Origin of the sequence: Desulfatibacillum aliphaticivorans DSM 15576 (assembly GCF_000429905.1) — a bacterium.
Classification (GTDB): Bacteria; Desulfobacterota; Desulfobacteria; order Desulfobacterales; family Desulfatibacillaceae; genus Desulfatibacillum; species Desulfatibacillum aliphaticivorans.
In genome coordinates this window covers 82,612-103,163 of the sequence record NZ_AUCT01000026.1, presented here as the reverse complement: position 1 = coordinate 103,163, position 20,552 = coordinate 82,612, and the positions used below count along the sequence as shown (strand labels likewise).

Below are 20,552 nucleotides of genomic sequence, written 5' to 3'. Positions count from 1 at the left end.
TCGTTTTAGGACGTAGCCAGCATTTTAAGCGGCGCCTTGGCCGCTGAACCGCAAAATTCTATATTGCTTTCGGGGGGTTATGGAAACAAAACGCCACTATCGTTCCTGTTCCATTTGCGAATCCATGTGCGGGCTGGAAATTGTCACCCGCGGTTCCGAGATTGTAACGATCCGGGGGGACAAAAACGATCCATTGTCCAAAGGGTATATTTGCGCAAAAGGCGCAGCCCTTAAGGATTTATACAACGACCCCGACCGTTTGCGCCAGCCTGTGGTGCGGACAGGCGCCGGGTGGGAGAGGGTTTCGTGGGATGACGCCTTTAATCAGGCCGAGGCGGGATTGAAGGCGATCAGAAAAGAATACGGCAATGACGCCCTGGCTTTTTATTTCGGCAATCCCAACGCCCACTACCATGGATCCTTGCTTTACCTGCTGCCCTTTTTCAAGGCCATGAACACCAAAAACCGTTTTTCCGCAAGCTCCGCGGACCAATTGCCGCTCATGCTGGTCTGCGAGCAGTTGTTCGGCCACATGTTTCTGTTGCCCAGTCCGGACGCAAACCGAACCGACTATTTTTTATTGATAGGAGGCAATCCCGTGGTTTCCGGCGGCAGCATCATGACCCTGCCCGGGTTTGGACGCCGCATGAAAGCCATTCAAAAGCGGGGCGGCAAAGTGGTTGTGGTGGATCCCATGAAAACGGCGACGGCGTCTTTGGCGGACCAGCATTTTTTCATCCGGCCGGGCTCGGACGTATTCTTCCTCGCGTCCCTGCTTCATGTCATGTTTCGGGACGGCCTGGCGGATCCGGGGTGGCTGGGGCATTTTTGCGACGGCCTGGATAAGGCGGAATCCATGGTGAAAGCCTTCAGCCCGGAAAAAACCGAATCCGTCACCGGCGTCTCCCCCCGGGACGTGGAAGCCGTCGCCCGGGAGTTTTGCCGCGCCCCTTCAGCGGTCTGTTATGGGCGCATGGGCGTTTGCGTGCAGGAACACGGCGCTCTGGTCAATTGGCTGATCATGCTTGTGAACATTATCGCAGGCAAGTTCGACAGGCCCGGGGGCTTTATGTTTCCCACTCCGGCCTTGGACGTGGCAAGGGCTCTTTCGTGGCTTACCCCCAAAGGGGAATTGGGAAAAAACAAAACCCGCGTGAGGGGGCTTCCCGACTTTGGAGACGAATTTCCCGTGGCGGCTCTGGCCGAAGAAATCATGACGCCCGGGCCCGGCAAGATCCGGGGCCTGGTGAGCATTTGCGGCAACCCCATTCTCTCTGCGCCTAACGGAAAAATCCTGGATCAGGCCCTGGCCGAACTGGACTACATGGTGGCCATGGACTGGTACATCGCCGAATCGTCCCGGCATGCCAACATCATTTTACCGCCCACGAACGTTCTGGAGCACGACCACATGCCAACCATGACGCATGTTTGCGGCTCTCACAACATGGCCAAGTATTCTCCGGCGGTATTTGAACCGGAAGGGGACGTGAGGCATAACTGGCAGATTTTAAAGGAACTGGCTGTGCGCATGGAGGCCAACCCCTTGGCGGCGGCCGCCGTTAAAATGAGCACCCCGACCTTGCTGCTTAAGGCCGGAATTCGCATAGGCCCTCACGGGGCCGGCCTCAACCCCTGGGGCCAGGGGCTCACCTTAAAAAAGATGAAGGCGTCCCCCCATGGAGTGGACTTGGGGCCTTTGCGCTCCAGCCTGCCCGGCCGGTTGTTCACCAAAAACAAACGCATCAATCTCGTCCCCCAAATCTTTACGGACGGCCTGGAAGCCCTTTCCGGGAACTTCTCCGCGCCGGAAATTGCCGGCGATTACGACCTGCTGCTCATTGGCCGGCGGAACCGGAAATCCAACAATTCGTGGTTCCACAATCTGGAAAATATGCACACGCCCTCCAACCGCTGCACCGCCATGCTGAACCCCGCAGACGCAGCCTCCCGGGGAATAGAGGAAGGCGACGTCATCAGTTTGGAGTCTCGGGTAGGGAAAATCGAGCTGGAAGCGGAAGTCACTTCAAACATCATGGAAGGGGTTGTGAGCGTGCCTCACGGCTGGGGGCATCAATACAAAGGGGTCTCCCTGAATGTGGCATCCCGCCGGCCCGGCGTATCCGTCAATGACATCACGGACAATCAACGGGTGGATTCCATCTGCGGGACGGCTGTTTTTTCCGGGGTGCCGGTGAAGGCCGCCAAGAAAGACTGCTTGTAATTATTTCAAATTAATGTAGTATTTAAGGTGTTTTTTGTTGATAAAGATTCATTTTATGTCATTTTGGCGTTGTATTTAGCGTTTTTACCGGTATAAAATGATATACACAGGGAGAAAATCCCTGGAGACATTGCCTATCCCCCCGGCATGCAAGTCCAAAGGAGAGCATTTTTTGATGAGTCGAGTCATGGGCGCTTTGTTAATCCTGCTATTTTTATCCAGCGCCTCGTTAGCTGACGGCCCCGTTGTGATCGCCAATAAAAATGTAAGCCAGGACAGCCTGACAGCCAAAACCCTGCGCAATATTTTCCTGGGGAAAGAACGGGCGTGGAAGGAGGGAGGCTTTATTTTCCCGGCTGCGTTGGAAGGCGGCCCCGTGCACCAAAAATTCCTGGAATTGTATCTGCGTAAAACCCCGGCCCAATTCTCCACCCACTGGAGGCGCATAGCCTTTACGGGAAAACCCTTGAAAATCAATTTGTTCAAGACGGAGCGACAACTTATGGATTATGTGGCGCAGCAGGAAGGCGCCATAGGGTACATAGGGGCGGAGATTCCCGCCGCAAATGTCAAACGAATTACAATAGTTCCCTGAAGCGTCCGAAGCTGAATGCGATTGGGGGAAAGCCTGACTATTGGCTATTTAAAGTTGCGTTTCAATTGGCGCACCAGGTTTCTTATCTGCTTGCGGGCTCTTTCCCCTCCGCCCAAGGCCACAAAAAACTCTTCCCTGTTTTTGATCTGAGACAACAGGACCGCGTCGGCGGGCCTGCCAAAGCGCGCGGCGCCCTGAGCCACCACCTGCAGGAGAAGGAGCAGCCATAGCAGAGCCTGGTTGCTTCTGGGGAGATGGTAGATCTCGGAGTCCGGATTGCCGTACTCTCCCAAAGCGCTCCCCACCACAGTCTCGGCAGCGGCCCCGCCCACCAGCGAAAGCAGGATGTAGGCTTCCCATTCCAGGATAAGCAGGTAGCGTGTGGGCGGCCGCCCTTTGACCTTGTATTTGCCCAGGGCTTGCTTGAGCAGGGTGTGGATGGTGCGTATTTTGACGAAAAAGCGCTCCCGGTTGGCGTCCAGGAACTCCCGCGCATGGATGACGGCGCGCTGGTCGAGCCCGGCCTTCACCTTAAGCACTTCCTGGGGCGTGTACTCGGTGTCTTTGTGCAGCTCCTTGTTGAATGTGCGCATGAGCACGCTGCACAGCATGAGCGCGTTGCGGTCGTGGAACTGAATTGTCTCGGGATCGTGAAGAAAATCCTCCAAAAGCACGGTCAGGGCCTTTTGGGGCTGGTTCATCCTGTCGATGAGCACCTGGAGGGCGTTCAAGAAGGAAATGCGGTCCTCCCTGTGCATGCTGTTTTGGAGGTAATGCCACAAAAACTCAAAAACATGGTCCTGGTACCGCGCCAGGGCGGGGATGTTCTCCTCGAAAACCGGACGGATAAAGTGCCCGCCGTCGTCAAAGCAGAGTTTGAATATCCTGACCAGATCCTTTGCCTCGTCCACGGTGGAGCCGAAGTCCCGGGCGATGGTCTGATAGTCCGATTTATCAAACTCATTCACGGCGAAGGGCAGGGACTCCATTTTCTTTTTGGTCTGGCTGCGATGGTGAAAAAAGGAGACAAGATCCAGAATCCTTTCATCCACGCATGCGCGGACTTCGTCGCGTTCCGGCTGTCTGGCCACCAGGGCGTCGTTGGACACGCACAGATTTTTCAGCACAGGCTCGCTCACCCGGGCCAGGCCTTTTTCCAGGTTTCCCAGCACCTCCATTTCCAGGTTTTCCAGGGAAAAATCCACCTGGCTTTTGCGGTGTGGAGCAGCCTTTCCCATGGCTTTGAGCAGGTCGGAGGCCAGGGTCATGCGATCCATGAGATGGAAGCAGTTCACGCACCCGAAATCCGTGGCGTACAGGCTGTCCACCAGTTTGCCGGGCGCCTGGGAGCCGTTGGGGAATTCCCGGGCCAAAAAGCGAACCAGCCTTGCCTGGGAGTCGGATAAGGGCTGGCTTTCATGTTCGTTGATGAGCCACCGGGCGTTATTGATCTCCATGGGCGGCCGGACCAGGACGTCCGAGAGCTTTTCGAACCCGAACACGGCGTCGTACACGCTGGCGTATTGTTTGAGCGGATGCCCGGGACCCACGTCCAGCATGAGGCTTCCGATTTTATCCACCAAGCGGGAGACGGTCCTTGGCTTCAGGCCGTTTACGGCGGCCAGGCAAGTGAGATTAGGGTCGGGAAATCCCGCGGGATTCAGGACGACAGGCAGCCCTTGCCAGGGGTCGATGCCTTCGTATTTGAGAGTTTTTCCCTCCTGGAACATGCGCAGGTAGTCCGCCAGCACGTTCAGGCACAGGCGCAGCAGGTGCCGGGCCTGGGCGTCGTGCGGCAGGGTGGAGGCGTACAGGGTGTGAATGCCGTAGGAGCCCATGGTTTTCAGGGCGTTTCGGAAGTCCACAGTGGCGTGTTCCGCAGGCTGGCCAAGGCGTTTTTCCGCATCTTTCAGCAAGGGGATGTCCAGCTTCAGGGCGCCGAAGCACACGGTGTAGTCGTATTTGGCGGAATTGGCGCCCTCGCCTTCCAGGCCCCTGCCCCGGTGGCGAATCAGAACCTTGCCCACGTGGTCGCCCAATTCGTGCAGCGCGGAAAGCCGTTCCACCAAGCGGGTGACGGCCGCCTCCGTGGCCCGGAACCCCCCGGACAGGGAGGCGCCCAGAAAACTGGAAACCTGGCGGGTGAAATCCACCAGATGAACCCTGTACACGTCCATGCGCTGTTCTTCATTGTGCAGGGTTTCGGAAAGTCCGGGCATGTCCGGGATGACCATGTGCTCGACGGCGTCGTCTTCTCCCAGGTCCTTGAACAGGCCCTCAATTTCCTCATCCAAATCCGTATTGATATCAAGCTCTGCTGCTAAGTTCATATCAATCATCCTGCCAGCGGTCCCGTACAATTAAACGGGATTGATTAGACCTTTCTTCCCGGCCCGTTTTCCTTTATATCCTGTACGACTTCAGCGGCGGCTTTACCTGCTTTGTCGCCCACTTCCTTAAATCCCTGCTCCATGGAGTCCATCATCGTGCTGAGCAGCTTTTGAGTTGCCTTTGTTTTGGTAAACCGGATGTATTCCTCAAGCTCTTCGTCCGAAAGCCCCACGTAGCATACCACATTATCATAATAGCATTGCGTTTCAAAAACAGGTCTTTGGGCCTGCAGCTGGCCTAAAACCAGGGCCCTCACATCGTCCACAGAAATGTCTTCCTGCGGGGAGGCCATAATCATGGGCAAGGCTATTGCAAAAGCCATGTTCTCCATCAGGACGTAAAGCCGATCCATCAAGGCGGTGGCTTTTATATACTCCCTAATGAGGTCGGATCTGAGTTTTGGATTATCGTGACGCGCCAAGGCGGCGCCAGCCGACGCCACCGTGGCTGCAGCGCCGACTTCGGTGTAATCCTGCTCTATTTTCACTATTTTTTTACCCAAGGGCGTGCTGAACCAATCGACAACGAACGCCACCTCCCTGGAATTCATTTTATCCTGGATATTTTGAAAGGCGAGATCATGAAAACGCTGAGCATCCATGGATTCTACAAGGGCGTCGGATAAACGGCTGACCGTTTCCTGAACGGCCTCATTATTTTGAGACCGGCCCGAAATCATGGCGTCTTCCATTGCACCTTCAATGCCTTCCTTCCACTGGCCTTCTATGGACTGAAACTGCTGCTCTATTCCGGACTTGACCATTAAATCCCGGACTTCGTCTGCGGTCGCCCTCGGGCGCACGGATGCGGTCGTGCATGAACAAAGGCATGCCGCTATAAGAAAAACAGCCAACGCATATTTCTTCATTTTTTTCTCCTGATTCAACGGCCCAAGGCCTACATAGCCGGAATCAAAGGCGGGGCTTTAATTCCCATCGGTAAGGCTAACATACTATCCAGGCAATTGCAAAAAATCATGGGCTCTATTCGCTTATACCCAAGATGTGGGATTGCAGTGGTTTGACCGTACGGCCTGAAGGGACGGAGGGGCGATCCGAACCGAGGCGACCTCCTGGCTCATGAGCGTGACAATCGCTTCTCCGGCTTTGGCGCCGAGCTCCTTCATGCCGGTATTGAGAGCCTTGTACAAGTTTTGCATGTATAACTGCATTTCAGGGCTTTTGTAGTGCTTGGTCAATTCCATGATCTCCCTGTTTGTAAGCTCTTTGAGATCCACCGCCGTCTCATTGAACTGCTCCAGGCGCAAATCCTTGATATCGAGACCCATATCGCTGATCAAGTCATCGCGCATATCCTCCACATCCTCCCAAACCGCATCATGCTCCACCTGGATGGCTGCGGCCATGGCGGCGACCATATCCTCCGTGGCTTGCGCCAGAAAAGCAGGCATGCCCACTGCGTCCACCAGTTCCCGAATCAGCGCCGTACGCTTTGCCGCGTTTCCGTGGGCTTCCAGGGCCTCCTGAACCGCCTCTCCGGAATAATCCGGAGCAGCGTCTTTTTTCGCCCGTTCAATTTGTGCGACCTTGCGCCCCAAAGGGCTGTTATCCCATTTTTTAATCTTGATCTGGACTCTTTCCGTCAAGGATTCATCCAGAAACGCATAAATTAGATCTTCAAACCGTTCGAGGTCAAAGGCCTCCACTAGGAATTGTCTGTATTGCCTGTTTTTTATAGCGTCAACCGAGGCTTCGCCGTCTTCCGGCGGCTTTACAGCCCCTTCCCAATCCGCCTGCAGCCCCTCCGCCATATCTTTCGCGGTGGACCGAAGCACCAGTTCCCTGACAGGGCTGTTCATGTATTGTTTTTCAAGCCCTGGATACGAGCAGGCGCTGAGCAAAAGCGCCATGGCGGCGATGACAATCCGTTTCATTATCCACTCCTTTTCCATCTTCCCCGAAACGCTGCTTGGGGTGTAAAAAACCACGGCACGATACCACATTTCACCACCATGGGCAAAATAAAGGCCTGTATTACGGACGCCGGATTTTCATCAAATTCAGGATGGATTGAGCAATGCTTGAAGTTCCACCGGACTGGGCTACACCATGAAAAACATTGGAACGAGGGGGTTATTTGGAGGGCTTTCGGCTCAGTTTTTCCCGGTCGGCCTTTTTAAGGCCTGCGACCACCAGGTCGTAAGAGTCGTCCATCATGTCAAAGAGATGATCGGAAGGAATGGATCCGTCCAGGATCACCGTATTCCAATGATTCTTGTTCATGTGGTATCCGGGCGATACGGAAGGGTATATGCTTCGGAGAGCCAGGGCGTGATCCGGGTCGCACTTGAGGTTCATACGCAGGGGGGAGCTTTCCAGAGCGATGAGGGCGAACATCTTCCCCATGACTTTGTAAACCATGGCGTCCGGGCCGAAAGGGAAGTCCTGCACCGCGCCCTGTTTTTTGTCCAGATAGGCCGTCACCGTTTGCAGATCCATGCGATTCTCCTCCGCAGCTTGCTTAAGAATCTTCCGAATATAGACCGGAGGGAGGTTGTTTGCAAGAATTTGAAACATAGGGCTTGCGCTTCCTTAAATTTTCATCTAAGAGAATGTCCGCCCAGCGCGATTAAGGCTTGGTTGGGGCTGCCTTTCAGGATTTTTTCCTGTTTTTCCGGATTCACCCCTTGACAACACAGGCCGTCGCATTTATAATTTTTGGGTAAATTTTGCTGAGGGATCGTCTAGTGGCAGGACGACGGGTTCTGGCCCCGTTAACCAAGGTTCGAATCCTTGTCCCTCAGCCAAATATGAAGAACATGGGGCGTCTGACTTCTTCAGACGCCCCTTTTTTTGTTTCAGCATCAGTTCTGTTTGGAACGGCTTTTGCTTGTGCAGTTATCCGGCAATGCGCCGGAAATCGCCGGCGCCGGAATTAACATAGTTTTATGGAACGTGAAGCATGGAATTGCACCCCCAGATTGAACGCCTCAACCAAATCGGCATCGCTCTTTCCAACGAAATCCAGCTTGAGAAATTGCTCGCCCTGATCGTTACGGAAGCAAGGGGCTTCACCAATGCAGATGCAGGCAGCCTTTACACTTTGGAAAAGGACCAGCTGTATTTTCGCATCGCCCAAAACGACACGCTTAACGGAAAAGGCGCCAAGGGGGCGTTCAAGCCCGTGCCCATCCCCCTGGATTCGCGAAGCATTGCGGGATACGTCGCCTTGAACGGCCAATTGTTGGACATTGAAGACGTGTACATGCTTTCCGACAGCCTGCCCTTTTCCTTCAACCGGGATTTCGACCAAAAGAACAATTACCGGTCCCAGAGCATGCTGGTGGTTCCCATGAAGGAGCCGGACGGCGAGGTACTTGGCGTGCTTCAGCTCATCAACGCCAAAAATGATGACGGCAAGGTGGTCCCTTTTCCCCAGTCCATCATCAGCCTGACCATGTCTTTGGCTTCCCAGGCGGCCGTGGCCATTCGAAACGCCCGGCTCATATCTTATATCAAGAGCCTGTTTGAGGCCTTGATCCGTTATTCGGCTTCCGCCATCGACGCCCGGAGCCCCCATACGGCCGGCCACTCCCGCCGCGTTGCAGAGTATTCCACTGTCATTGCACAGGAAATCAACCGCCTGAACGACGGCCCCTTCAAGGACATTCATTTTACGGCGGATGAGTTGGAAAGGCTCAGCTACTCGGCCTGGCTGCACGATTTGGGTAAAATCGGCGTTCCCGAGGCCATTTTGGACAAGCACCTCCGCCTTCCTGCCGGAGTGGAGGAAACCATTGAGGAGCGCTTCAACCTTTGCGCGGCCGGCTTGGTTATCGAGGCTGCAGCCTCCGGAAGCAAAAATCCCCGGGAGGATACGGCAAAGGAGCGCGAAGCGCTGAAAGCGGATTTCCAACGCCTGAAAAACATCAACCGGGCCAATTGGCTCCCGGACGAGGATGAGGAATTTTTAAACCGGCTTCGCGCCAGGACTTTTTACGACGCAGAGGGCGCCGAGCGCACCTTGCTTACGGACGGCGAGATGGTCTACCTGGCTGTAAAAAAAGGCAATCTCACCCCCGATGAATACAAGACCATGCAGGGGCATGTGGAGCACACCTTAAATATAGTTAAGAACATCCCCTTTACCGGCCACCTGGAAGCGGTCCCCAACATAGCGGCCTCGCACCACGAAATGCTGAACGGCACGGGATACCCCCGCCACCTGCACGATCAGGAAATCACCCTGGAAGCCCGCATCCTGGCCATGGTGGATATCTTCGACGCCCTGACAGCCATTGACAGGCCGTACAGAAAGGCGGCGCCTCCTGAGCGCGCCTGCGCCATACTGCAGTCAGACGTTGAGTCGGGCAGATTGGACAAAGACGTGGTGGACTTGTTTGTAAGCCAGCGTCTTTGGGAGCGAATTACGGAAAAATAGGCGCCTGCCCCGGTTTGGACGGAAAAAATTATAAAAATGGCTTTTTGTCGCCCTTGACAAATTTTTCCGGCGCTCTATATTGATCATGTGATTTGAAGACCACTCGTTTGAGTCTAAAATTATTGAAAAAACAGAACAAGGGCGGTTCTGACAAGCAGGGAGATAGAAAGATGCCGATCTACGAGTATGAATGCACGGAATGTGGAAAAACCATAGAGGCTTTACAGAAGTTTTCTGACGACCCTCTTACAACATGTGAGTTTTGCTCGGGAAAATTGAGGAAGCTCATTTCCAATTCCAGTTTCCATCTCAAGGGCACGGGTTGGTATGTCACGGATTACGCAGGAAAAAATGCTTCCGTTGCCAAGGATAAAACGGAACCCAAGGCGGAATCGTCTTGTTCCTCCGGCTGCTCCGCCGGAGCCGGCGCCAAAAGCAGCTCCTCCGAGTAATTCGGGCAGGGGCTTTTGCATTTCAGGCCCCCTTCCTAAGCATAGAGTTTTGTAGAAAAGTTATGGAATCCGAAGGCCCGGGAAACGATTTTCCCGGGTTTGATGGTTAAGTACGGCAAAAACATACGGAGCCTGGGGGGGTTGGCTGAACTTGGTTTCAGAAAAAAATCAAATCAGCCTCTTTACAAATCATTTTGGGTGATTAACTTCTCCAACAAAAATTGGATAACCTCATAGCAACTTGCATTTTGCACCAGAGCGCCGCTTGTGGCGGAAATCGCCGGTGTGAAAGCCACCACATTAAAGAAAAAAAGGAGAGACAGCGTATGAAACTTCAACCATTAGCAGATCGCATCCTGGTAAAGCGTCTGGCTGAAGAAACCAAAACCAAAGGTGGAATTATCATCCCTGATACGGCCAAGGAAAAACCCGCCGAAGGCGAAATCGTGGCCGTGGGTCCCGGCAGAAATGCTGAAGACGGAACCAAAATCGCCCTGGAAGTGAAAGTAGGCGACCGCGTGCTGTTCGGCAAATATTCCGGAACCGAGGTGAAAATCGAGGGTGAAGAATACCTGATCATGCGCGAAGATGACGTACTGGGCATCGTGCAGTAGTTTTCTTTTTTTTCAGGACTCGCAAAAACTCACCAAGTTAGGGAGGAAATATAGAAAATGGCAAAAGAAATTAAATATGATATGAAAGCCAGGGAGCTTATGCTCGCTGGAGTCAATGCTCTTGCTGACGCCGTAGCCGTCACCCACGGCCCCAAGGGCCGCAATGTGGTTATTGATAAAGCCTGGGGCGCCCCCACCGTGACCAAGGACGGCGTGACCGTGGCCAAGGAAATCGAACTGGAAAACAAGTTCGAGAACATGGGCGCTCAGATGGTTAAGGAAGTGGCTTCCAAGACCAGCGACACCGCCGGCGACGGAACCACCACCGCCACCGTGCTTGCTCGCGCCATTTACGAAGAAGGCATGAAGCTGGTCGTGGCGGGCAACAACCCCATGGCCATCAAACGCGGCATTGACAAGGCTTGCGAAGCGGCTGTCAAATCCCTGATGAATCTTTCCAAGCCCACCAAGGAACAGCGCGAAATCGCCCAGGTCGGCACCATCTCCGCCAACACCGACGAGACCATCGGCAACATCATCGCCGAGGCCATGAACAAGGTCGGCAAAGAAGGCGTCATCACGGTGGAAGAAGCCAAATCCATGGACACCACCCTGGACGTCGTGGAAGGCATGCAGTTCGACCGCGGTTACATTTCCCCTTACTTTGTGACCGATTCCGAAAAAATGGTGTGCTCCCTGGAAGATCCTTACATCCTGATCCACGAGAAAAAAATCTCCAACATGAAGGACCTGCTGCCCCTGCTGGAACAAACCGCAAAAATGGGCAAGCCCCTCCTGATCGTTGCTGAAGACGTGGAAGGCGAAGCACTGGCCACTTTGGTCGTCAACAGGCTCCGCGGCACCCTGCAGATTGCAGCCGTTAAGGCTCCCGGCTTCGGCGACCGCCGCAAGGCCATGCTCGAAGACATCGCCATCCTCACCGGCGGCACCGTGGTTTCTGAAGACATGGGCATCAAGCTGGAAAACATGTCCCTGGCCGACCTCGGCAAATGCAAACGCGTAAGCATTGACAAAGACAACACCACCATCGTTGACGGCGCAGGCGCCCGCAGCGCCCTGGAAGGCCGCGTCAAACAGATCCGCGCTCAGATCGACGACACCACCTCCGATTACGACCGCGAGAAGCTGCAGGAACGTCTGGCCAAGCTGATCGGCGGCGTGGCCGTCATTAACGTCGGCGCAGCCACCGAAGTGGAAATGAAAGAAAAGAAAGCCCGCGTGGAAGACGCCCTGAACGCCACCCGCGCAGCGGTTGAAGAAGGCATCGTTCCCGGCGGCGGCGTGGCTCTGGTTCGCGCCATTGACGCCGTGGCCAAAGCGAAAATCACCGGCGAGCAGAAAATTGGCGCCCGCGTGGTTATGCGCGCTCTGGAAGCTCCTCTTCGCATGATCGCCAACAACGCCGGCATGGAAGGCTCCGTGGTTCTGGACAAGGTCAAGAACACCGAAGGCTCCTTTGGTTACAATGCCGACACCGACACCTACGAAGACCTGATTGAAGCTGGCGTCATCGACCCCACCAAGGTGGTCCGCCTGGCTCTGCAGAACGCCTGCAGCATCGCCGGCCTCATGCTCACCACCGAAGCCATGATCGCCGACAAGCCGGACGAAAATGCCGGCGGCATGCCCGCAATGCCCGGCGGCGGAATGGGCGGCATGGGCGGAATGGGCGGAATGATGTAAGATTCCTCCCAGGCTACAGCCTGATTAAGTAAGTCCAAGGGCGCTTTCCCGCAAGGGAGGGCGCCCTTTTTATTTGGACGAACCATCTTGACTCTGCTTAAAAAATCTTTAGAATCAAAATATCATTGTCTTACTGTAATCAGATCAAGGAATTCCATCATAGGAGGTTATTATGGCGGCAAAAGCGAGCCTAAAGGCGATCATTGATGAAATGTCCATGAGTTTCGATGAGGCGACAAGTTATCTGGAAAAGGAAACCGGCAAGGTTTTTATGGTTTCCGATGAGGCGTTCTCTCTTGTAAAGGATGGCGGCGCCCCGCCTGATTGGCAGGAAGAAGAAGTGGAACTGGGAAAAAAGGTCCTGGAAAACGGAGAATCTTTTATCGAGTTGCCTGACAAGTATGAAATTGACGAGTACCGAATTATGGAGGATTTTATCGACTCCCTGGAGGACGAGAGGGTCGCCGAGGATCTTTCCGATGCAATCGGGGGCAAAGGGGCCTTTCGCCGTTTCAAGGACGGCATCCACCATCATGGAGTGCAGGAGGACTGGTACAAATTCAAAGACCAGGCCTTAAAAAAAATAGCCATGGACTGGTGCGAGTCGGAAGATATCGAATACATAGATGACTGCAAAGACTGAGCGGCCATGTGAACCCAGCGACGCCCTGCTTTTTATGGAGTATTTGACCTGTTCCGCTCTCCTTGGGTACTATAAAAAAGCCCGCCCGCTTTTTTGTTCTTAAAAATTACCTTAACCCAAGGACTTTTCTTATGAGCTTGAAAGACAAATACGCCATTGTGGGAGTCGGGTATACGCCCCAAGGCAAGGTCCCGGACCGGACGTCGTTGAGCTTTCATCTGGAAGCCACGGCCAACGCCATCAAAGACGCAGGCTTAAAAAAAGAGGACATTGACGGCCTCATCGCCTATCGCCACTTTCCCCCCTGCCCGGGCGAGCCGGACGTCACCCCGCAACATATCGCCCAGCATCTCGGCATTGAGCCGTCCTACCTGAGCCAGGACGCCAACTGATCCCGCATTCATTTACAGCACGCAGTTGGCGTGCTTGACGCCGGGATTTGCAACTACGTGGTCATCACCTACGGCCACAGCGCCCTGTGGGGCGGCGGCATGGCCCAAATGCTCTTTCAGATGACCCGGAACGAGGCGGCCTTCGGCCATTTTGGGGCCGTGGGCGGATACGCCCTGGCGGCCAGACGGGCCATGCACGAGTTCGGAACCGGGCCGGAAACCTGGCAACGCATTGCCTCCGGACAGCGTAAATGGGCGGCCTTGAACCCCATCTCCGTCATGGGCAAAAAACCTTTGGCGGAAGAAGACTATTTCAAAGCCCCCATGGTAGCCGATCCCTTTAGGCTGGTGGACATTTGCCTCGTCAGCGACGGCGGCAGGGCCGTCATCGTCACCTCGGCGGAGCGCGCCAGGGATTTGAAGCAGCCCGCAGTTTTGATTTCCGGCATGGGACAGCAAAACCCCTCCAATGAAATCGGCCAGGCAAGATACATGGCCGGCCCTACGGGCGCAAAAAAGGCCGGGAAGGAAGCCCTGAAAATGGCGGACGTCAGCCTGAAAGACGTAGACGCCTGCCAAATTTACGATTGCTTTTCCTACACCGTGGAAATCACCTTGCAGGACTACGGGTTTTTCGGCCCCGGGGAAGGCGGAGACTGGCTTAAGGGAGGAACCATCGAGCCCGGAGGAAGCATACCCGTCAACACCTCGGGCGGGCAATTGTCCGAGGCGTATTTCATGGGCCTGACTCCTTTTGCCGAAGCGGTCATGCAGCTTCGCGGCCAATGCGGAGACAGGCAGTTAGGGCCCAAGACCAATACCAAGCCGCCCGAAATCATCCTGGCCAGCGATAACGGGGGAATCCTCCAATCCCATGCCTGCATTGTTTTCAGAAAGGGGTAGCCGCCATGTCATATAACGATCTTACGCCCACGCCTGACGCCGACTCCAAGCCCTTTTGGGAGGGATGCCGGAATCATGAACTGCTGTTTCAAAAATGCGCCGCGTGCGGAGAAATCCGGTGGCCGCCGGGCATTCTCTGCCCCCATTGCCATTCCCGGGAAGTGGAAATGGTCCGGTCGGGCGGCAAAGGAACCATATACAGCTACGTGATATACCACCAGCCCTTTCACCCCGAATTTGCGGACAAGGTTCCTTACGTGGTCGCCATTGTGGAGTTGGAGGAAGGCCCCATGTTGATCACCAATATCGTGGAATGCCCCCACGAATCCCTGGCGTGCGATATGCCGGTCCGGGTGCATTGGGACGACGTGTCGGAAGAATGCACCCTGCCCAAGTTCCGGCCTGTATAAAGGGGTTCGATTTTTTCTTGCGTATGAGAATTGCTTGAGAAGGAAAGGCGTATATTGTATCACACGTGTCAAGCCCTAAATTTCCCTTTTTCAACTCGCTGACAATTTTTTTAACGCGACTACTCCGGGTCCGGTTTGCCAGACAAGCCGGACTCGGCGTCTTTTTACTGTTTTCATGAAAAAGCTGGACCTAAGCCCCTCCGATAAACCATAACATTGGTATCGATTTCATATAATGCACAAATTGCTGCATGTTTTTCAGCAATCATCGTCCGAACCAGAGAGCTTATTTAAAGCGAACGACGAACGGATAGACTTTGATGCAATTCATTCCCGGAATAGTGGAGAAGTTCACCCGCGTCCCCAAAACCATTCAGGAGTGGAACGAAAAGCTGCTTTTTGGAATTTTGGCCAGCCTCTTGTTTTTCGGCGCGCCTGCACTGATAAGCAGCGTCAAAATGGCTATTGATACAGGCCAGCCCATAAATCTGGTCATTTACGTCTTCTGCTACGGGTTTGCGGCGTTTCTGCTTTTCACTCCAACCGTGCCTTATAAGGTCAAAGCTATATTCACAGTTCTTTTGATCTTCTTTCTTGGGCTCGTGGCCTTGAGGACCCTTGGCCCCATAGGGTCCTGGCGAATTTACTTATTCGCCTCAGCCATTCTGGCCGCCCTGTTATTGGGAACCCGTGCAGGTTTTGTCACCCTGGCCGGGATATATTGCCTGGCTTTTGTTTTTAGCATATTGCTGCACAACGGAACCATTCATTGGAACCTGAACGAACTCTACGATTTTAACGCCTGGAAAGTCACCACCATCACATTTTTATTTTTAACCTCGGTCTGCACGATTGCCATCTCCCTGTTGATCAGCGGGATACGCCGATTCCATGCGGCGGCCGAGCAAAGCGCCAGGGACCTGGAAAGCGCCTCCAACCGCTTGAGGGAGGAAATCGCAGAGCATCAAAAAACATTGAACGATCTTCGCATCAGCCGGGATCAGCTTTTCCTTGCAAGAAGTTGACGGCCCGCCCGACCTGATACAGGAGGAAGCTAAGGCTGCAAGATACCTTCTGGTGACCGTCGAGGATAACGGAGTCGGCATTTCCAACGAGGTTAAGGACAAAATTTTCGACCCCTATTTTACGACCAAGGAACTGGGCAAGGGCACAGGCCTGGGGCTGGCGGTCGCCTATGGGATCGTCAAGGAGTACGGTGGGGAAATCAAGCTAAACACATCGCCCGGCGCAGGTTCGACTTTTAGCGTGTATCTGCCGCTGATAAAGGAAGCCGCCGCCGTGGAGCAGGTAAAACCAACGCCTGAAATAATCAGGGGGAATGAGCGCATCCTGCTGGTGGACGACGAGCCCGCCATCGCGCGAATCGGGCAGGTAATGCTGGAGCGGCTAGGCTACAAGGTGACCGTCCTACTAAGCGGCCAGGACGCCCTGGAAAAATTCAAAACCGAATCAGACTCCTATGACATGGTCATCTCCGACATGGCCATGCCCCACCTAACCGGCGACCAACTCGCCGCGGAACTGAAAAAAATACGGCCTGACATCCCCATTGTTATTTGCACCGGATTCAGCGAACGCATTAACAAGGAAAATGCGGCGGCCATCGGCGTCAAGGGCTTTCTCATGAAGCCCATCGTCAAACAGGAAATGGCCTCCATGATTCGAGGCGTCCTGGACTCCGATAAGCCCGCCTAACGCCCAACTCTTCCCCTTTAAACGTAATCCGCCGGGTTGAGTTGATAGCGCTTGACCTGGGCCCAGACGCTGGTGCGGGAGATTCCCAGAATTCTGGCCGCCTCGGATTGGTTGCCCTTGGCTGAGGTTAAGGCATCAATCAGGCGTGTTCTTTTAACCTGATCCAATGTGGCGCCGCCTTGCCCCCCGTCTAATACAGGCGCGGACTGCGGCGGTGCGCATTCCGGCTCCGCTGCTATGGGCGCGGGCAAATGCCGGGGTTCGATCAAATCCTCATGGCAGGAGACAAAGGCGAACTCCAGGGCGCTTTTCAACTCCCGCACATTGCCCGGCCAGTTGTAATTGGCCAAGGCGTCCATGGCCTCTCGGGAAATCCCATGGATGTCCTTGCCGCTTTTCATGCGGATGCGGTTGAAAAAAGACCTGGCCAGGAGCGGAATATCCCCCTTGCGCTCCCGAAGCGAAGGAGCCCGCAAGGGAATGACGTTGATCCGGTAGAAAAAATCCTCGCGGAACTCGCCTTTGGCAATGAGGGCCTGCAAATCCCGGTTGGTGGCGGATATAATGCGCACGTCCACCTGGATGGGCTTGTGGTCCCCCACCCTTTCCACCACCTTTTCCTCCAATACCCGCAAGAGCTTCACCTGGGTGGACAGGGGCAAATCCCCGATTTCGTCCAGAAAGATATCCCCTTTATCCGCCGCCTCGAACCGCCCTTCCCGATCCCTGTGCGCACCCGTGAACGACCCTTTCACATGCCCGAACAACTCGCTTTCCAACAACGATTCGTTCAGGGCTGCGCAATTAACCTTAATATAGGGGAACTGGCTGCGAGACCCGGCTTCGTGGATGGCTTTTGCGATCAATTCCTTGCCGGCGCCGCTTTCTCCAAAGATGATCACCGGTGCGTCCGACTGGCCGGCGTTGCGAATCAATTCAAACAAGGCCTGCATGGGCGCGGAAGCTCCGATCATGCCGTAAAACCGGTCCTGGGCGTCCAACTCCTGACGATAGGAAGCAATCAGGCTTTCCTTGGTCGTCAGGTCGGTGATGTCCGTGATGGTTTCCACCGCGCCGATAATCTGCCCTTCGCCGTCTTTGAGCACGGAGGCGTTTTTAACAATCTGGACCGGAATGCCGTCCTTGCGTATCAGGGCGCAACGCTGCCTCCGGAGCCTGCCGTGCTTGAACATCACGCACCAGTGGCAGCCTTCCGCGTTTCTGGCGATTTCGCACGAACTGCACCCCAGCAAGGCGCAGGACTGCCCAAGGACTTCGCTTTGAGAGTAGCCGGTGATGGTTTCGAATCCCTTGTTTACCGACACGATGGTCCCTTCCGGGCTGACGATCATCACGCCGTCCTGGATGGTGTCCACCACGGTTTTCCAATAAAGGTTCAGGTCTGAGCTGTTCATATGTTCACCTATGTTAAGTAAATTAACACATATTATGTTTAACAAGTTAACACATTAGGGCCTATACAGCCAGAAGATTCTGCCTGCATAGCAATATGCCAAGCCACGAAATTCATTGAATAAAACATAAATTCAAGTACTTACATTTTCTATTGCGATCTTTTTAGCTTTCTGGCGCCAAATTTGCCAATAAGGAGGATGACTTTTGGACAAGGCAAAGCATAAAGGGGCCTGAACGCATGATGAAACAATTTGATTTAAGAAACACGATCATACCGCTTTCCTTGCTTCAGGCGACCAATCATTTCCACAAGATGCAATCCGGGGAGTCCATGGAGATCATCTGCAATGATGCGGACCCTGCGTCGGATATCCGTACCATACTTCCGGCCGGACGGTTCGAAGTGGTCTCCGTTGAGGATAATTACCAGAATGGAAACGGATACAGGACTGTCATCCGAAAACTTTAAACAGGCGCCCGAGCCTATAATGAAAGGAAACCAAGCCATGACCAACAAAGTTCTTATCGCTCTTTCCTGCGGCACCAATAACACCAACCGTTCCACCCGCGGTTTTCATCTGGCCACCGTCGCCCATAAAGAAGGCAAGGAAGTGACCATGTTTCTGCTGGATGAAGCGGTGTATCTGGCGAAAGAAGGCCTGATCGAGCACGTGCGGGCTGCTACCGGCGATGTGGCCGATGATCTGTTGACCTACCTGCAGGCTCACGAAGTGCCTATTCTGGTTTGCACGCCTTGCGCCAAGGCTCGCCGCATTGCAGAAGAAGATCTGATCGAAGGCGCCAAAATGGCTCCTGCTACGGAACTGATTCGGCTTTCCTGCGAAAGCGCCGTTATCAGCCTGTAAGAAAGAAGGTGATTTAACATGGGACAAAAAGTTTTAATCATAGGGGCCGTGGCTTTAGGACCCAAGGTGGCTTGCCGTTTAAGGCGCCTGGACCCGTCCGCCCATGTCACCCTGATAGATCGCGATAATCTGATTTCCTACGGCGGCTGCGGCATTCCCTATTATGTCGGCGGTGACGTAGCCGACCTGGAAGGCTTGTACTCCACCAGCTCCCACGCCATTCGCGACGATCGTTTTTTCGAGACCGTCAAAGGCGTGAACGTGCTCAGCCAGACGGAAGTGACGGATATAGACCGAAAAGGCAAGACCGTCAGCGTGCGCAACCGGGCAACCGGCGAAGAAAAAACGCTGGAATATGACAAGCTGGTTCTGGCGACTGGGGCCAACCCGGTTGTACCGCCTATTCCCGGCGCAGACCTGCCCGGCGTGTCTGTGGTGGCCAATCTGCATAACGCCAAAGAGATTAAGGAAAAAATCTCCAAGGGCCAGGTGGAGTCTGCTGTCGTCATCGGCGGCGGCGCCATCGGCGTGGAAATGGCGGAAGCCCTGGCCGACCTGTGGGGCGTGGAAACCACCCTGGTGGAGATGATGGAGCATTTGCTTCCCATGGCTATCGGGCCGGACATGGGCCTGATTGTGAAGAACCACATGGAGGAGCACGACGTCAGAATTCTTCTGGGCGAATCCGTAACCCAGATTGTGGGAACGCCCGAAACCGGCGTGGAAGGCGTCAAAACCAACAAGCGGGATATCCCGTGCCAGTTGGTCGTGCTGGCTGTCGGGGTCAGGCCTAACGCTGATTTGGCGGCAAAAGCCGGGCTGGCCATCGGGCCGCATGGCGGCATTCTGGTGGACAACACCTTGCGCACTTCGGACCCGAATATTTTCGCCGGAGGCGACTGCATTGAGCTGACCCATTTGATCAGCGGACAGAAAGTCCCCATGGCCTTCGGCTCCTTGGCCAACCGGGAAGGCCGGGTGATCGGCACGAACATCGCCGGCGGAAACGCCCAGTTTAAAGGCAGCGTCGGCGCCTTTTGCCTCAAAGCCTTCGAGATGGGCGTGGCCTCGGCCGGCCTGACCGTCGCCCAGGCCAAAGACGCCGGATTCGACCCGGTCCACGCCGTGGTGGTGCAGGCGGATCGCGCCCATTTTTATCCCACCAACCAATTGATGTACATGAAGCTCATTGCGGATAAAACCACCCGCAAGGTGCTTGGGGTGGAGGCAGTGGGGCATAACGGAGACGCCGTAAAAGCCCGGGTGGACGCCGTGTCCGCGGTATTGCCGTTCGGCCCGGACGTTTCGGACATTACGGCGTTGGAAGTCACTTATGCGCCGCCCTTTGCCTCGGCCATGGACATTGTCAACAACGCTGGCAATGCGTTGGATAACATTCTAAAGGGCAAAAACAAACCTATTGATGTAGCGGATTTTCTGAAGCTCTTTGACGAGGCTAAGGCGCACGTGCTGGACGTTCGGGGCAAGCCCGAATCCCAGGCTTTTGTGGAACGGTTCGGCGACAGGTGGGTCAACATCCCTCAGGACCAGCTTGCCGCCCGGATCAGCGAAATCAACGGAAACGGAAACGGGTCCGGCCAGTTGTGCCTGATTTGCGACACAGGGCCCAGATCCTACGAAGCGCAGTGCCTTCTGGCCAGTCATGGAATTACGGATACCGTCAACATCCAGGGCGGATACGGCATGCTTAAGAAAAGCGCTCCGGATTTCAACAATCCGGCTTAAATATTTGTCAGCGGATTAGCCTATCCGTAAAAAACAGGCTCACACTCTCTCCCTTGAATAGGAAAAGCCCCGAGGCCCA

19 protein-coding genes and 1 tRNA gene are annotated in these 20,552 nt (G+C 54.6%); 15 read left to right on the top strand and 5 right to left on the bottom strand.

Annotated elements, in window-relative coordinates; genetic code table 11:
* The first annotated feature begins 79 nt into the window (after positions 1–79).
* Together G491_RS0120830 and G491_RS0120825 are read left to right on the top strand one after the other, a co-directional pair.
* Positions 80–2,224, top strand: a complete 2,145-nt coding sequence (locus G491_RS0120830; RefSeq protein ID WP_028315939.1) for a molybdopterin-dependent oxidoreductase — start codon at positions 80–82, stop codon at positions 2,222–2,224.
* A 175-nt stretch (positions 2,225–2,399) separates the two neighbouring features.
* Positions 2,400–2,819: a type 2 periplasmic-binding domain-containing protein gene (locus tag G491_RS0120825; protein WP_157468445.1), complete on the top strand. Its 420-nt coding sequence runs from the start codon at positions 2,400–2,402 to the stop codon at positions 2,817–2,819.
* A 44-nt stretch (positions 2,820–2,863) separates the two neighbouring features.
* Here G491_RS0120825 and G491_RS0120820 read toward each other — a convergent pair whose 3' ends face one another.
* The 4 genes from G491_RS0120820 to G491_RS0120800 all read right to left on the bottom strand — a co-directional run bounded on the left by G491_RS0120820 (position 2,864) and on the right by G491_RS0120800 (position 7,669).
* Positions 2,864–5,149: a hypothetical protein gene (locus G491_RS0120820; RefSeq protein ID WP_028315937.1), complete on the bottom strand. Its 2,286-nt coding sequence runs from the start codon at positions 5,147–5,149 to the stop codon at positions 2,864–2,866.
* Between the two features lie 44 nt (positions 5,150–5,193).
* Complete coding sequence (locus G491_RS0120815; protein ID WP_015948977.1) at positions 5,194–6,078, bottom strand: DUF2059 domain-containing protein; 885 nt, start codon at positions 6,076–6,078, stop codon at positions 5,194–5,196.
* A gap of 123 nt (positions 6,079–6,201) precedes the next feature.
* On the bottom strand, positions 6,202–7,104 hold the full coding sequence (locus tag G491_RS0120810; protein ID WP_051327419.1) for a DUF2059 domain-containing protein: 903 nt from the start codon (positions 7,102–7,104) through the stop codon (positions 6,202–6,204).
* Positions 7,105–7,303: 199 nt separating this feature from the next.
* The gene (locus tag G491_RS0120800) at positions 7,304–7,669 is read right to left on the bottom strand and encodes an MmcQ/YjbR family DNA-binding protein (RefSeq protein WP_015948975.1); all 366 of its coding nucleotides are present in this window, start codon (positions 7,667–7,669) and stop codon (positions 7,304–7,306) included.
* Positions 7,670–7,903: 234 nt separating this feature from the next.
* Here G491_RS0120800 and G491_RS0120795 point away from each other — a divergent pair.
* From G491_RS0120795 to G491_RS0120745, 10 genes are all read left to right on the top strand, one after another.
* Positions 7,904–7,977: transfer RNA gene (locus tag G491_RS0120795), tRNA-Gln, on the top strand.
* 155 nt (positions 7,978–8,132) lie between these two features.
* The gene (locus tag G491_RS0120790; protein WP_028315935.1) at positions 8,133–9,611 is read left to right on the top strand and encodes an HD family phosphohydrolase; all 1,479 of its coding nucleotides are present in this window, start codon (positions 8,133–8,135) and stop codon (positions 9,609–9,611) included.
* Between the two features lie 170 nt (positions 9,612–9,781).
* A complete protein-coding gene (locus tag G491_RS0120785) occupies positions 9,782–10,063 on the top strand; it encodes an FmdB family zinc ribbon protein (RefSeq protein WP_015948973.1) in 282 nt (93 codons plus the stop codon).
* Between the two features lie 326 nt (positions 10,064–10,389).
* Complete coding sequence (gene groES, locus G491_RS0120775) at positions 10,390–10,677, top strand: co-chaperone GroES (RefSeq protein ID WP_015948972.1); 288 nt, start codon at positions 10,390–10,392, stop codon at positions 10,675–10,677.
* Between the two features lie 57 nt (positions 10,678–10,734).
* Complete coding sequence (gene groL, locus G491_RS0120770) at positions 10,735–12,381, top strand: chaperonin GroEL (RefSeq protein ID WP_015948971.1); 1,647 nt, start codon at positions 10,735–10,737, stop codon at positions 12,379–12,381.
* A 172-nt stretch (positions 12,382–12,553) separates the two neighbouring features.
* Entirely contained in the window at positions 12,554–13,024 is a 471-nt protein-coding gene (locus G491_RS0120765) for a UPF0158 family protein (RefSeq protein ID WP_028315934.1), read from the top strand.
* A 131-nt stretch (positions 13,025–13,155) separates the two neighbouring features.
* Positions 13,156–14,319, top strand: a complete 1,164-nt coding sequence (locus G491_RS31770; RefSeq protein WP_169829487.1) for a thiolase family protein — start codon at positions 13,156–13,158, stop codon at positions 14,317–14,319.
* 5 nt (positions 14,320–14,324) lie between these two features.
* Entirely contained in the window at positions 14,325–14,729 is a 405-nt protein-coding gene (locus G491_RS0120755; RefSeq protein ID WP_015948968.1) for a Zn-ribbon domain-containing OB-fold protein, read from the top strand.
* Between the two features lie 320 nt (positions 14,730–15,049).
* Positions 15,050–15,754 (top strand): hypothetical protein, encoded by a 705-nt coding sequence (locus tag G491_RS0120750; protein WP_028315933.1) that lies wholly within the window; start codon positions 15,050–15,052, stop codon positions 15,752–15,754.
* The gene (locus G491_RS0120745; RefSeq protein WP_028315932.1) at positions 15,741–16,445 is read left to right on the top strand and encodes a response regulator; all 705 of its coding nucleotides are present in this window, start codon (positions 15,741–15,743) and stop codon (positions 16,443–16,445) included. The genes G491_RS0120750 and G491_RS0120745 overlap by 14 nt, the downstream gene beginning before the upstream one ends.
* Before the next feature lie 17 nt (positions 16,446–16,462).
* Here the strand turns inward: G491_RS0120745 and G491_RS0120740 are convergent, their stop codons facing one another.
* Positions 16,463–17,860, bottom strand: coding sequence for a sigma-54 interaction domain-containing protein (locus G491_RS0120740; protein ID WP_028315931.1), 1,398 nt, complete (start codon positions 17,858–17,860; stop codon positions 16,463–16,465).
* A 239-nt stretch (positions 17,861–18,099) separates the two neighbouring features.
* On the opposite strand from G491_RS0120740, the gene G491_RS0120735 reads away from it, so the two are divergent.
* The 3 genes from G491_RS0120735 to G491_RS0120725 are packed head-to-tail and all read left to right on the top strand — an operon-like array spanning position 18,100 to position 20,473.
* Positions 18,100–18,330, top strand: a complete 231-nt coding sequence (locus G491_RS0120735) for a sulfurtransferase TusA family protein (RefSeq protein WP_015948964.1) — start codon at positions 18,100–18,102, stop codon at positions 18,328–18,330.
* A 37-nt stretch (positions 18,331–18,367) separates the two neighbouring features.
* Entirely contained in the window at positions 18,368–18,727 is a 360-nt protein-coding gene (locus G491_RS0120730) for a DsrE family protein (protein WP_015948963.1), read from the top strand.
* Positions 18,728–18,745: 18 nt separating this feature from the next.
* Positions 18,746–20,473 (top strand): FAD-dependent oxidoreductase, encoded by a 1,728-nt coding sequence (locus G491_RS0120725; RefSeq protein ID WP_028315930.1) that lies wholly within the window; start codon positions 18,746–18,748, stop codon positions 20,471–20,473.
* Positions 20,474–20,552 lie beyond the last annotated feature (79 nt).

Bases quoted from the DNA above. Each gene is read 5' to 3' on its own strand.
- G491_RS0120830 (WP_028315939.1), top strand. From the start codon at position 80: ATGGAAACAAAACGCCACTATCGTTCCTGTTCCATTTGCGAATCCATG.
- G491_RS0120825 (WP_157468445.1), top strand. From the start codon at position 2,400: ATGAGTCGAGTCATGGGCGCTTTGTTAATCCTGCTATTTTTATCCAGC.
- G491_RS0120820 (WP_028315937.1), bottom strand. From the start codon at position 5,149: ATGAACTTAGCAGCAGAGCTTGATATCAATACGGATTTGGATGAGGAA.
- G491_RS0120815 (WP_015948977.1), bottom strand. From the start codon at position 6,078: ATGAAGAAATATGCGTTGGCTGTTTTTCTTATAGCGGCATGCCTTTGT.
- G491_RS0120810 (WP_051327419.1), bottom strand. From the start codon at position 7,104: ATGAAACGGATTGTCATCGCCGCCATGGCGCTTTTGCTCAGCGCCTGC.
- G491_RS0120800 (WP_015948975.1), bottom strand. From the start codon at position 7,669: ATGGATCTGCAAACGGTGACGGCCTATCTGGACAAAAAACAGGGCGCG.
- G491_RS0120790 (WP_028315935.1), top strand. From the start codon at position 8,133: ATGGAATTGCACCCCCAGATTGAACGCCTCAACCAAATCGGCATCGCT.
- G491_RS0120785 (WP_015948973.1), top strand. From the start codon at position 9,782: ATGCCGATCTACGAGTATGAATGCACGGAATGTGGAAAAACCATAGAG.
- groES (WP_015948972.1), top strand. From the start codon at position 10,390: ATGAAACTTCAACCATTAGCAGATCGCATCCTGGTAAAGCGTCTGGCT.
- groL (WP_015948971.1), top strand. From the start codon at position 10,735: ATGGCAAAAGAAATTAAATATGATATGAAAGCCAGGGAGCTTATGCTC.
- G491_RS0120765 (WP_028315934.1), top strand. From the start codon at position 12,554: ATGGCGGCAAAAGCGAGCCTAAAGGCGATCATTGATGAAATGTCCATG.
- G491_RS0120755 (WP_015948968.1), top strand. From the start codon at position 14,325: ATGTCATATAACGATCTTACGCCCACGCCTGACGCCGACTCCAAGCCC.
- G491_RS0120750 (WP_028315933.1), top strand. From the start codon at position 15,050: ATGCAATTCATTCCCGGAATAGTGGAGAAGTTCACCCGCGTCCCCAAA.
- G491_RS0120740 (WP_028315931.1), bottom strand. From the start codon at position 17,860: ATGAACAGCTCAGACCTGAACCTTTATTGGAAAACCGTGGTGGACACC.
- G491_RS0120735 (WP_015948964.1), top strand. From the start codon at position 18,100: ATGATGAAACAATTTGATTTAAGAAACACGATCATACCGCTTTCCTTG.
- G491_RS0120730 (WP_015948963.1), top strand. From the start codon at position 18,368: ATGACCAACAAAGTTCTTATCGCTCTTTCCTGCGGCACCAATAACACC.
- G491_RS0120725 (WP_028315930.1), top strand. From the start codon at position 18,746: ATGGGACAAAAAGTTTTAATCATAGGGGCCGTGGCTTTAGGACCCAAG.